Origin of the sequence: Mycolicibacter sp. MU0083, assembly GCF_963378075.1 — a bacterium.
Taxonomy (GTDB): domain Bacteria; phylum Actinomycetota; class Actinomycetes; order Mycobacteriales; family Mycobacteriaceae; genus Mycobacterium; species Mycobacterium kokjensenii.
Genome location: NZ_OY726394.1, coordinates 3,421,716 through 3,433,899 on the forward strand (window position 1 = coordinate 3,421,716; position 12,184 = coordinate 3,433,899).

Sequence of the window (12,184 nt, forward strand, 5' to 3'; positions counted from 1 at the left end):
GGAACACCGCCGCTATGCACCATCGCCGCCGCCCCCTTCCACGATGGTTACCGCCGACACCGCGGTCGGTCCGCCTATGTTGTGCGCCAAGCCGATCCGGGCACCGTCGACCTGATTGACCGCCGACCCACGCAACTGCTCGAAGAGTTCTACGCACTGTGCCACACCGGTGGCACCCGGTGGGTGCCCTTTGGATTTCAAACCGCCGCTGGGATTGACCGGCAGTGCGCCGCCGACACTGGTCACTTCGGCTTCCAGCAGTTTGTGGGCCTCGAAGCGGTCGGCGAACCCGAGATCCTCGTAGCTGATCAGCTCGACCCCGGTGAAATAGTCGTGCACCTCGGCGACGTCGATGTCGGCCGGTGTCAGTCCCGCCATGGTGAACGCCTGCTTGGCGGCGCGCACCGTCGCCGGAAACGTGGTCATGTCGCGTTTGTGCTGGTGCATCACCGCGTCCAGGCCGAGGCCGACGCCGCGGATCCAGACCGGCCGGTCGGTGAAGCGGTCGACCACGTCGTCGGCGGCCAGGATCAGTGCGGCGGCGCCGTCGCTCTGCGGAGCGCAGTCGTAGACCCCGAACGGCGAGGCCACCACGGGCGCGTCGAGAGCCTGCTGCACGGTGATCTCGAAGCGCAACCGGGCGCGGGGGTTGGTGACACCGTGCCGATGGTTCTTGACCGCCACCATCGCCAGATGTTCCCGGGTGGCGGAGGATTCGTGCAGGTAGCGCCGGACGTGCAGGGCGAACCCGGCCGGGGCGACCAGCCCCAGCGGGTAATCCCACGCCATGTCGCGCGCGGTTTCCTCCCACGCCCAGAGCATGTCCTTGGTGGCGGTCTCGCGGAGTTTGTCCGCACCGATGACCAGTGCGACGTCGATCGCCCCGGAGGCGACGCCGAACACCGCGTTGCGGACCGCGTCGTTGCCGGTGGCACAGGAGTTCTCCACCCGGGTCACCGGGAGTTCGGGCAGCCCGAGCGTGTCGGCCAGAATCCCGGACGGGAATCCGTCGGTGGTGCCGAGCGCGCCGAACCAGGCGGCCTGCACGTCGGTCTTGTTCAGCCCCTTGTCGACGCTGGCCGCGCACTCGGCGAATGCCATCGGCAGCAGGTCTTTGATGCCCAGCGCGAAGTGCTCCCGGAACGGCGTCATCCCGGCACCGACGATGGCGACGCGTCTCATGCCACCGCCTCGGGTTGTTCGGACGGGTCGAACGGTTCGAACGCGTAGCCATAGTCGGGTACCCCGGAGCGCACCGCCACCCGACGCAGCACCAGCCGCCCCCGGTCACCGATCCAGGCGCTGCCCGCCGGCGCCCCGGTCACCTTCACCAGTGCCCGGACCGCCACATCGTCGAGTTCCACGATCACCAGCGAGTACGGCGTCGTCAGCCCGGGGACCGGGATCTGCACGGTCACCTCGGTGTAGACGGTGCCGATGCGGGGCAGTTCGACCAGCTCGTAGTCGGTACTCAGGCTGCAGTCGTCGCCGACCCGGTAACGGGGCGGGAAATCGAGTTCGTCGCTGTCGGGATGCTTGCCGGCCTCCCAACGGACCTTGGCCTCGAAGGCCCGCTCGTAGGCGGCCAGCGAGATCGGCAGGTCCGCGCCGGGGGTGTGCACCCGTTCCGGGAGCGGCCGGGCGACCGGTTCGTGCCGGTGCACGCGGGCACGTCCCTCCACCACGGTGATTCCGGACAGGTTGGCCTGCTCGGCCGCCAGCAGCGGCCCCACCGTCTGCGTCTCCGCCAGGGTCGCCAGCGCGAACAGCCCGGAACTGGCACCCAGCGTCGGCAGCGGTGCCGGCTTCCCGCTGCACAGTTCCACGGCGCGGTCGTGTTCCACCCCGGCCAGCAGCACCGGCGTCTCCGCCCAGGCGGCCACCAGCGACGCCATCACGCCGCGTTCGTAGAGCAGTCGCGGGTCGCCGTAGTCGTGCACCACTCCGTCGTTGCGGGTGCGCACCGGGAGGCTGCGCGCGATGCGCGCCGCGGTACGGATCCGCAGCCCGCTCTCGGCGGTGAGCACCGCCGCGGCACCGGCCCCACCCGGTTCCAGGTCGACCCCGATGATCAGGGTGCGCGGCCGGGCCGAGCTGAGCGCATCGAGTGCCGCGGGGGCGCCGCCGAGTCGTTCGTCGACCTCGAGTTCGGGATCCAGGCCCAGACCGGCCAGCAGCACCGCGGCGTTGCTGCTGTCGGTCAGCGGGAAGTCGCGGCTGACCACCACCAGTCGTTCCACCGCGCCGCCGTCGGTCAACGCCACCCGGCCGGCCTCGACGGCCAGCGTGATGGCGTCCTCGTCGTCACCCACCGACCGGCGGTGGGAGGTTCCCCAACACGGCAGGTAGGTACCGACAGCGGCGACGTACGGCATCGACAGACTCCAGAATCGTCAGGTGACCGCGCCGACGGTCTTGAGCTCGATGATGCGGTCCCAGTCCAGACCGAGTTCCTGCAGGATCTCGTCGGTCTGCTCGGCGAAGCCGGGTGCCGGACCGGTCGACGGTGCGGCCACATCGAACTGCACGGGGTTGGCGACCAGTTCGAGTTCACCGGCCTGCACGATGTAGTCGTTGGCGCGGATCTGGGCATCCTGCGCGGCCTGCAGGGTGTCCTGGACCGGCGCCCACGGGCCGGCCAGGGTGGCGAAGCGTTCGCTCCACTCCGGCAGGGTCCGCTTGGCCATCGCCGCACGCAGGATCTCCACCGCCGCCGGCGTGTGCTCGGCGAACGACTCGGCGGTGGCGAACCGTGAGTCGTCGATGTATTCGTCGAGTTCCATGTGCCTGCACACGTCGGCCCAGAACTTGGTGGGCTGCATCATGACGAACGAGATGTAGCGCTCGTCGGCGGTCGCGTAGACCCCGACCAGCGGGTTGATCGGCGAGCCGTGCACGCCGGGCGGCTGCTGGATCAGTCGCTCACCGAGGTGGCTGGTCAGGGCGACGGTGTGGCCCATCGCCCACAGTCCGCTGCCCAGCAGTGAGACGTCGACCACCGACGGCTCCCCGGTGCGCTCGCGTTTGAACAGTGCCGCCGCGATACCGCCGGCCAGGTTGGTGCCGGAGATGGTGTCACCGTAGGCCGGGCCGGGCGGCCCGATCATGCCCTCGATCCCGGGCGGGGTGATGGTGGCGGCCGTGCCGGCGCGACACCAGAAGGCGGTCATGTCGTAGCCGCCCTTCTCCGATTCGATGCCGCGGGGGCCCAGCGCGCTGCCGCGGGCGTAGACGATCTTCGGATTGACCGCGCGGATGTCCTCGACGTCCATGGCGAACTTCTTGCGGTGCCCGGGCAGGAAGCTGGTCAGGAAAACGTCGGCGCGCTTTGCCAATTCGAGTAGGACGTCGCGGCCCTCGGGCGTCGACACGTCCAGGCCGATGCTGCGCTTGCCGCGATTGGCGTGCTCGATGTTGGGATTCGGGTCGCCCTCCACCCGCAGCATGCCGGTCTGGCGCAGCCCGCGCTGCGGGTCACCGGTCACCGCGTGCTCGACCTTGATCACCTCGGCGCCCCACTCGGCCAGCACCGCGCCGGCCGACGGGACGAACCCGTACATCGCGACCTCCAGGACGCGGACGCCCTCCAGCGGCCTCATTCCCGGCCCTCGGCGACCGGCACGGCGAAGGTCTTGCTCTCCAGGAACTCCTCCAGTCCGGCCACGCCCATCTCGCGGCCGATGCCGGACTGCTTGTAGCCGCCGAACGGCGCATCGGGGCTGAAGTAGTTGCCGCCGTTGATCGAGAAGGTTCCGGTCCGGATCCGCCGGGCCAGCGCCACCGCCCGGTCCTGGCTGCCGAAGACCGCGCCGGACAGGCCGTAGATCGAGTTGTTGGCGATGCGCACCGCGTCGTCGTCGTCCTCGTAGGCGATGACCGCCAGCACCGGGCCGAAGACCTCCTCTTGGGCGATCTCACTGTCCGGGTCGACTCCGGTGAGCAGGGTCGGGGTGTAGAAGAAGCCGGGATCGACTTTCTCGCCGCCGGTGACCAGGGTGGCGCCGGCCGCCACCGCACGCTGCACCATGCCGTCGACCTTGTCGCGCTGCTTGGCGCTGATCAGCGGCCCCATGTAGGTCTTGGGGTCGTTCGGGTCGCCGTAGCGGACGTGGGAGAAGTTGGTCTTGATCAGCTCGACGATCTCGTCGTGCCGGCTCTTGGGTACCAGCAGCCGAGAGGTCAGGGCGCAGCCCTGGCCGGCGTGGGTGACCATCGAGAACGAGGCGAAGACCGCGGCCATGTTGAAGTCGGCGTCGTCGAGGATGATCGCGGCGGACTTGCCGCCGAGCTCCAGGAAGACCCGCTTGAGGGTGCCGCTGGCCGCGGCCATGATCGCCCGGCCGGTGGGGGTGGAACCGGTGAAGGTGACCATGTCGACGTCCGGGTCGGTGGTCAGCGCGGCTCCGACGGCGGGGTCGGAAGAACTCAGGACGTTGACCACGCCGGCGGGGATGTCGGTGTGGTTGGCGATCAGCTCGCCCAGTGCCAGGGTCACCAGGGGGGTGTCGGGGGCGGCCTTGAGCACCACGGTGCAACCGGCGGCCAGTGCGGGGGCGAGCTTCGCCAGCGCCAGCTGGTTGGGGTAGTTGTAGGCGATGATCGCCGCGACGACGCCGGCGCCTTCCTTCTCCACCCAGCGGTGGTGCTGCATGCCGCGGCTCTCGACGTAGCCGAGGTCCTCGGTCATCGGGTAGTCCTTGAGCAGGTCGGCGTAGTACCGCACGATCCCGATCGGCCCGTCGAGCTGAGCACCCTGGGTCAGGGCCGCGGTGGCGCCGACCTCGGCGATGGTGAGCGCGGCGAATTCGTCGCGGTGCTCGATGAGCGCCCGGTGCAACTGGTCCAGGCAGCGGACCCGCAGTTCGGTGTCGGTGGCCCAGTCGCCGGTGTCGAAGGCGCGCCGTGCGGCCGCGACGGCGGCGGTCGCCTGCTCCACACCGGCCTCCGGGGCGTAGCCGAGGACTTCGCCGGTGGCCGGGTTCAGCGACGGGTACGTCTTGTCCGCGCCCAGTAGCTCACCGTCGATCAGCAGTCGCCGGGTTGAAACCTGTTCGGCGACCGCCGCGTCCTGCGAACTCATCCAAAGCCTCCCGGAGGGGTAACTTGATTCTCATCTGCGGCGAATCATACATCTCCAATACGAGAACTCAAGGGCGTTCGAAATGCCTTGCAGCCTGCGATTCTCGGCCGCCCCACCAGGGAGTCTCAGCATTTTCCCTGCTGAGAGGCGGTGCCGGTGAGCCTTGCCAGAAACCGTTGTGCGAGAGTACGATTCTCAATGCTCGGAAAGGAGATTCTTTGTGACCGAGACGGGCCTCGTGAGGACTGCTGTCGTGACCGGGGGCGCCTCGGGTATCGGGGCGGCAGTCGTCAACCGATTGCGTGCCGCCGGCCACCAAGTGGCCATCATCGACCTCAACCCGGGCGACCAGGACCTGGCGTTCGCCGCCGACGTGACCGATCGCGGTCAGATCGACGCCGCACTGACCCAGATCCGCGCCGAACTGGGTCCGGTCACCATCCTGGTCAACGCCGCCGGGCTGGACGGCTTCAAGAAGTTCAGCCACATCAGCTTCGCCGACTGGCAGCGTGTCATCGACGTCAACCTCAACGGCGTCTTCCACATGGTCCAGGCGGCGCTGCCGGACATGATCGAGGCCGGCTGGGGACGCATCGTCAACATCTCCTCCTCCAGCACACATTCCGGCACTCCATATATGGCGCACTACGTCGCCGCCAAGTCCGCCGTCAACGGGCTCACCAAGACTCTGGCGCTGGAGTACGGACCGGCCGGGATCACCGTCAACGCCGTACCCCCGGGCTTCATCGACACCCCGATGCTCCGGGCCGCCGAGAGCCGCGGCTTCCTCGGCGACATCGACGACAACATCGCCCGCACCCCGGTACGGCGCATCGGTAAACCCGAGGACATCGCCGCGGCCTGCGCCTTCCTGGCGTCCGAGGAGGCCGGTTACATCACCGGCCAGATCCTGGGCGTCAACGGCGGCCGAAACACCTGACATCCACCCTATTTCGCCATATCCAGGCCGATACGGACACCAACGAAAGGAACAGCTGTGGGACGCGTTGCCGGAAAGGTCGCATTCATCACCGGAGCAGCCCGTGGGCAGGGCCGCAGCCACGCTCTGCGACTGGCCGAGGAAGGCGCCGACATCATCGCGGTCGACTACTGCACCGACTTCGAGACCATCGGCTACAAGATGGCCACCCCCGAAGACCTCGAAGAGACCAAGAACTACGTCGAGAAGACCGGCCAACGCTGCGTGATCGCCCAAGCCGACGTGCGTGACGCCGCAGCGCTCAAGACCGCCCTGGACGCCGGCGTCGCCGAGCTGGGCAAGCTGGACATCGTTGTGGCACAAGCCGGTATCGCCGGCATGAAGGGCCAGCCGCCGCTACAGGCCTGGACCGACGTCATCAACACCAACCTGGTCGGCACCATGAACGCCGTCCATGTCGCCCTGCCGCATCTGTCCGAGGGTGCTGCGATCGTGGCCACCGCCTCGGCCGCGGCGCTGATGGACGCCCACAACAAGCCCAACCCGGGCGGCGACCCGGGCGGGATGGCCTACATGACCTCCAAGCGGATGATCTCGCAGTTCATGCACGACCTCGCCACCGAACTGTCGCCGCGGGGCATCCGGGCCAACGTGATCCACCCGACCAACTGCAACACCGACATGCTGCAGAGCGAGCCGATGTACCGCTCGTTCCGCCCGGACCTCGAGCACCCCGAACTCAAGGACGCCCAGCCGGCGTTCTACGTCCAGCAGGCCATGAAGGTGCCGTGGGTCGAGCCGGTCGACATCAGCAACGCCGTGCTGTGGCTGGTCTCCGAAGAGGCCCGCTACGTCACCGGCATGCAGTTGCGCGTCGACGCCGGCGGCTACCTCAAGTGGTACGACTACCACGTCTGATGTCGTCTGCGGTGAAAGGAGCCAGGACATGAAGGTTTTCGTCGACGGCAAGCGCTGCCAGGGCCACACGCTGTGCGCGATGATCGCGCCCAATTCTTTCGTACTCAGTGACATCGACGGCACCTCGTCGCCGGTGTCCGAAGACGTCCCGGCAGAGCATCAGGATGCGGTGCGCGAGGCCGCACACTCCTGCCCCGAGCAAGCCATCCGTATCGAGGAATAAGTAGGGAGAATCCCTTGAGCGTCAACGATTCCCTGACCGCTACGGGTCAGGACGATCCAGCCGACGATCGCAAGAAGAACACCTACCACTTCGACCGGCATACCCCGGAATATCGCGATCGATTCGTCGAGATCACCGAGGAGATGCACGCCAAGTGCCCGATGGCGTGGAGTCCCACCTATGGCGGCCACTGGGTGGCGGCGGACAGCAAGCACGTCTTCGAACTGGCCCGCTGTCCGGTGGTCTCGAACCACCACGACATCACCGGCGAGACACCGTTTCAGGGCATCACCATCCCCAAGGCCAGCCGGGCGACGGTGGTCCGCGGCGGCATCCTGGAGATGGACGAACCCGAACACAGCACCTACCGCGGGGCGCTGAACCCCTACCTGTCCCCCGCCGCGATCAAGCGGTGGGTGCCGTTCGTCGACGAGATCACCCGTGCCGCACTCGATGAACACATCGAGACCGGCCAGATCGACTTCGTCGAACATCTGGCGAATGTGGTGCCGGCGGTGTTCACCCTGGCGATGATGGGCATCGAACTCAAGAAGTGGAACGTCTACAGCGAGCCCACCCACGCCTCGGTGTACACCCCCGAACACTCGCCCGATCGCGAGAAGATCAACGAGCAGCACCGCGAAATGGGCATCGACATCATCAACAACATGATGGAGATCCGCGACAACCCGCGGCCGGGCCTGGTCAATGCGCTGATGCAATTCCGCATCGACGGTGAGCCGGCCCCCGATATCGAGATCCTGGGCAACCTGGGACTGGTCATCGGCGGTGGTTTCGACACCACGACGGCGCTGACGGCCCACGCGCTGGAATGGCTGAGCCAGCACCCCGAGGAACGCAGCCGGCTCAGCAGGGAGCGCGCAACGCTGCTGGACCCGGCAACCGAGGAGTTCCTGCGGTACTTCACCCCGGCACCGGGTGACGGCCGGACGTTCGCCGAGGACGTCGAGGTCGAGGGACAACAGTTCAAGCAGTACGAGCGACTGTGGCTGTCCTGGGCGATGGCCAACCGGGACCCGTCGGTGTTCGACGAGCCCAACAAGCTCATCATGGACCGTAAAGGCAATCGGCACTTCAGCTTCGGGCTGGGCGTCCACCGCTGCATCGGATCCAACGTGGCGCGCACGGTGTTCAAGTCGATGCTCACCGCGGTGCTCGACCGGATGCCGGACTACCGGTGCGACCCCGAGGGCGCCGTGCACTACGACACCATCGGCGTCATCCAGGGGATGCGGAATCTGCCGGCCACGTTCACTCCCGGCAAGCGACTCGGACCGGGGCTCGACGAGACCCTGGAGAAGCTGCAGCGGATCTGCAACGAGCAGGAGTGCGCACGCCCGATCACCGAGCGCAAGGAGATGGTCGTCATCGACTGAGCGGCTCCACAGCAAAAACCCCCGAAATCTTCGCGATTCGGGGGTTTTTGCTGCGGATAGCTGGTGCGCGTCAGCCGCGGGGCAGACCCAGCACCTGCTGGGCGACGATGTTGCGGTGGATCTCCGAGGTGCCGCCGGCGATGGTGCCCGAGAAGCTGCGGGCATGCCGCTCGAACCAGCTGGCGTAGTAGCTGTCCAGGTTCATCGGCGCATACGGCCCCGACATCGCCGGGTGCACCAGACCGTCCACCCCGGCCGCATCCAGTGCGTGACCGGAGGCGAACATCTCGGCCTCCGAGCCCAGCAGCTTGAGCACCGACAGGGCGGCGACGTCCTCCTCGCCGCGGGCGGCGCGGGCCAGCGCCGCCGAACCGAGCAGGCGCAGCGACTGGTAGTCCATGACCGCGGTGGCGAATCGGTCGCGCTCGAGCGCATCGTGGGGATGGAAGTCGGCGATGATGTTGTCGAGCCGGTCGGCGAATCCCAGCCACATCATGGTGCGCTCGTGCCCGAGCGAACCGTTGGCCACCCGCCAGCCGCCGTTGAGCGGACCGACCAGGTTCTCCCCCGGCACCCGCACATCGGTGAAGAACACCTCGTTGAAGTCTTTGTCGTCGATCCCGCAGATGGTGGGGAACGGACGACGCACCACGCCCGGAGTGTCGGTGGGGATCAACAGCACGCTGATGCCCTTGTGTTTGGGCGCATCCGGGTCGGTGCGTACGAACGTCAGCAGCACGTCGGCGTCGTGGGCACCCGAGGTCCACACCTTCTGGCCGTTGACGATGAAGTCGTCGCCGTCGCGGTCCGCCCGGGTCCGCAACGACGCCAGGTCCGATCCCGCACTCGGTTCACTCATGCCCAGCGACGCGGTGATCTCGGCCCGCAGGATGGGCACCGCCCAGCGCTGCTTCTGCTCGTCACTGCCGAACGAAAGCAGCGATGCGGCAATGATATTCACACCCTGTGGATTAAAGCTGTGGTAAATCCGGCGCCGGCACAGCTCCTCCAGATGCACGAACTGCTGCAGCAGGGTGGCGTTGCGCCCGCCGAACTCCGGCGGGTTGCCGGGCAACAGCCAACCGTTGTCGAACAGCAGCCGCTGCCATTGGCGCGCCCACTCCGGCATGTGCGACACCGAGCGGGGACGCTCCATGGTGTCGGCCTCGGGCGGCAGGTTCGCGTCGAGGAAGGCCCCGAACTCCGCGCGGAATTCCTCGACCTCGGGGTCAAATGCGAGCTGCAAGGTATTCCTCCGCGATCGCGGCACGGTGCTGCGCGGCGCCGCCCAGCATCAGTTCACCGGCCTTGGCCCGCTTGAGCGCGAACTGCAGGTCGTTCTCCCAGGTGAATCCCATGGCGCCGAACAGTTGCAGCCCGTGCCGGAAGACCACCGACTGGCATTCTCCCGCCGCGGCCTTGGCCATGGCGGCGGCCATCCGCCGCCGCGGGTCGTCGACCGAGATGGTCAGTGCGGCGAAATAGGCCAGCGCCCGGGCACGTTCGATCGCGACGTGCATGTCGGCCGCCTTGTGCTGGACGGCCTGGAAGGATCCGATCGGCACCCCGAACTGGTGGCGGCTGCGCACATGTTCCAGCGCCAGGTCGAGGATGCGCTGGCAGGCGCCGACCATGGTCATCGCCATCCCGCTCAGCGCGACGTCGCGAGCGCGGGCGACATCGACCCGGAGCCGGGCGGTGTCGGCAACCTCCACCCCGGCGAAGGTCAGGTCGGTCACGTGCAGGGTCGGGTCGAACACGTCGGCCTTGCGTGCTGTGACCGCGCCGGCGTCGACGAGGAAGACGCCCGCATCGGTGACCACCGCGAGCCGATCGGCGCGATCCCCGTCCAGTACGTGCAGGGCGGTGCCGTTGAGCACCCAACCGGCCGCGTTGCGGTGCGCGGTCACCCCGCTGAACACCGCCGCACCGGCCGAGCCGCCCGGGTCGTGGTGCTCACCGACCAGCGGGGCGAACTGGGTCATGGTCGCCAGGAACGGCGTCGGATCGGTGGAGCGGCCCAACTCTTCGAGGACGATCGCCAACTCCACCGCGGTCTCGGCTTCGTGCAACTCGGTCCAGCCCAGGTCCGCATAGACCTTCCAGAGCGCCTCGACGGCGTCGTCGTCGCCGTCCTCGGCGACCCGGCGCACCAACGCGGGCGTGCACTGCTTGCCCACCACGTCGCGCACCGTGCCCTGCCACAGTCGCTGATCTTCGTCGAACTCCAAGAGCATTACCGTCACCTCTCCCAAGCGCCGATCGAGAATAACATTCTCGCAAACGGATGTAACGATCTCCGACTGCGAAACCTCGCTACTGCTGCGCAGCGAGACCCGGAACACTCCGCCGCGAGACCAGCGGGCATCGCCCGCCGGGGCCACGAATGAGAATCTAGTTCTTGCAAGCAAAGAATACAGCTATACAATGATGGCACCCGGGGGGTCGGGCTGCACGACGACTCCGACACAGCGGCCGACGGAACCAGCGGCCGGCGAGCGGAACGGCGAAGGGCGACGTTGATGATCGAACACCCGGACGGCACCCGCACGCCCGTCATCGACGCCAGCGTGCACATCTTCGCGGCGTCCAACGCCGATCTGCGCGGCTTCATGCGGGAGCCCTTCAAGAGCCGCGGCTTCCCGGACTACGAGATGGACTGGTACGGCGCGCCCGGCGGCGAGTACGCACCCGGCACCAGAGGACCCGACGGCCAGTACCCCGGCTCGGACGTCGAGACCGTCGCCGAGCACCTGTTCACCGATCGCAACGTCGACATCGCGGTGCTGCACCCGATGACCCGTGGCGTGATGCCCGACCGCCACCTGGGCACCGCGATCGCCGCGGCGCACAACGAGATCCTGGTGTCACGCTGGCTGGACCACGACACATTCGGCGACCGGTTCCGCGGCACCATCCGGGTCAACCCCGACGACGTCGGCGGTGCGCTGCGCGAGATCGCCAAGTACCGCGACCACCCCCGCGTCGTCCAGATCGGCATCCCGCTGCAGTCCCGCGAGCTCTACGGCAAGCCGCAGTTCTGGCCGCTGTGGGAAGCCGCCGTGGACGCCGGGCTGCCGGTGGCGACGCACACCGAGGTGGGCGCCGGGATCGGATTCGCGCCCACGCCGAACGGCGTCACCCGGACCTACGAGCAGTACCACTCGTTCATGTCGCTGAACTACCTCTATCACTTGATGAACATGATCGCCGAGGGCGTGTTCGAACGGTACGACGGCCTGAAGTTCGTCTTCGGCGACGGCGCCGGGGATTCCCTCACCCCGTTCATGTGGCGGATGGACTGCTTCGGCCGGCCCCACCTGGAGCAGACGCCGTGGGCACCCCGGATGCCCAGCGAGTACCTGCCCGGCCACGTCTTTTTCGTGCAGGGCCCGTTCGACGGCCCCGGCGACACCGATTTCGCCGGGGAATGGTTCGGTTTCACCGGCAAGGACGACATGACGATGTTCGGATCCAGCTATCCGCACTGGAATCTGACGCCGTTGGCCGTGCCCGGCTCCTACAGTGCCGAACAGCGCGACAAATACTGCTGGCGCAACGCCGCTGAGCTCTACGGGATCGAGATTCCGGCCGGCCTGGCCGCCCGATAAGGAGAAAGGTGTCGC

Annotated in this window: 11 protein-coding genes; 5 read left to right on the forward strand and 6 right to left on the reverse strand. The window is 67.7% G+C overall.

Translation table 11 applies throughout. The annotated features are described in order from the left end of the window. Window positions 1-12 precede the first annotated feature (12 nt). The 4 genes from RCP38_RS16065 to RCP38_RS16080 are packed head-to-tail and all read right to left on the reverse strand — an operon-like array spanning window position 13 to window position 5,080. Window positions 13-1,182: a thiolase C-terminal domain-containing protein gene (locus RCP38_RS16065; protein WP_308473915.1), complete on the reverse strand. Its 1,170-nt coding sequence runs from the start codon at window positions 1,180-1,182 to the stop codon at window positions 13-15. Then, window positions 1,179-2,375, reverse strand: a complete 1,197-nt coding sequence (locus RCP38_RS16070; RefSeq protein WP_308473916.1) for an OB-fold domain-containing protein — start codon at window positions 2,373-2,375, stop codon at window positions 1,179-1,181. Before RCP38_RS16070 ends, RCP38_RS16065 begins: the two co-directional genes overlap by 4 nt. A gap of 18 nt (window positions 2,376-2,393) precedes the next feature. Continuing rightward, window positions 2,394-3,599 (reverse strand): CaiB/BaiF CoA transferase family protein, encoded by a 1,206-nt coding sequence (locus tag RCP38_RS16075; protein WP_308473917.1) that lies wholly within the window; start codon window positions 3,597-3,599, stop codon window positions 2,394-2,396. Further along, entirely contained in the window at window positions 3,596-5,080 is a 1,485-nt protein-coding gene (locus tag RCP38_RS16080) for an aldehyde dehydrogenase family protein (RefSeq protein WP_308473918.1), read from the reverse strand. The genes RCP38_RS16075 and RCP38_RS16080 overlap by 4 nt, the downstream gene beginning before the upstream one ends. 238 nt (window positions 5,081-5,318) lie before the next feature. Here RCP38_RS16080 and RCP38_RS16085 point away from each other — a divergent pair, with 238 nt between their 5' ends. Genes RCP38_RS16085 through RCP38_RS16100 form a run of 4 tightly spaced genes read left to right on the forward strand, consistent with a single transcriptional unit; the run spans window position 5,319 to window position 8,558 of the window. Then, window positions 5,319-6,020, forward strand: coding sequence for an SDR family NAD(P)-dependent oxidoreductase (locus RCP38_RS16085; protein ID WP_308473919.1), 702 nt, complete (start codon window positions 5,319-5,321; stop codon window positions 6,018-6,020). A 57-nt stretch (window positions 6,021-6,077) separates the two neighbouring features. After that, window positions 6,078-6,938, forward strand: coding sequence for a mycofactocin-coupled SDR family oxidoreductase (locus RCP38_RS16090; protein WP_308473920.1), 861 nt, complete (start codon window positions 6,078-6,080; stop codon window positions 6,936-6,938). A 28-nt stretch (window positions 6,939-6,966) separates the two neighbouring features. After that, on the forward strand, window positions 6,967-7,161 hold the full coding sequence (locus tag RCP38_RS16095) for a ferredoxin (protein ID WP_308473921.1): 195 nt from the start codon (window positions 6,967-6,969) through the stop codon (window positions 7,159-7,161). A 14-nt stretch (window positions 7,162-7,175) separates the two neighbouring features. Further along, window positions 7,176-8,558 (forward strand): cytochrome P450, encoded by a 1,383-nt coding sequence (locus tag RCP38_RS16100; protein ID WP_308473922.1) that lies wholly within the window; start codon window positions 7,176-7,178, stop codon window positions 8,556-8,558. Window positions 8,559-8,628: 70 nt separating this feature from the next. Here RCP38_RS16100 and RCP38_RS16105 read toward each other — a convergent pair whose 3' ends face one another. Both RCP38_RS16105 and RCP38_RS16110 read right to left on the reverse strand, forming a co-directional pair. Next, window positions 8,629-9,804 (reverse strand): acyl-CoA dehydrogenase family protein, encoded by a 1,176-nt coding sequence (locus tag RCP38_RS16105; RefSeq protein ID WP_308473923.1) that lies wholly within the window; start codon window positions 9,802-9,804, stop codon window positions 8,629-8,631. After that, the gene (locus RCP38_RS16110; protein ID WP_308473924.1) at window positions 9,788-10,795 is read right to left on the reverse strand and encodes an acyl-CoA dehydrogenase family protein; all 1,008 of its coding nucleotides are present in this window, start codon (window positions 10,793-10,795) and stop codon (window positions 9,788-9,790) included. Before RCP38_RS16110 ends, RCP38_RS16105 begins: the two co-directional genes overlap by 17 nt. A gap of 285 nt (window positions 10,796-11,080) precedes the next feature. Here RCP38_RS16110 and RCP38_RS16115 point away from each other — a divergent pair, with 285 nt between their 5' ends. Next, window positions 11,081-12,169 carry an amidohydrolase family protein gene (locus RCP38_RS16115; protein WP_308473925.1) on the forward strand — a complete coding sequence of 363 codons (1,089 nt, stop codon included), beginning with the start codon at window positions 11,081-11,083 and terminating at the stop codon, window positions 12,167-12,169. Window positions 12,170-12,184: the final 15 nt, after the last annotated feature.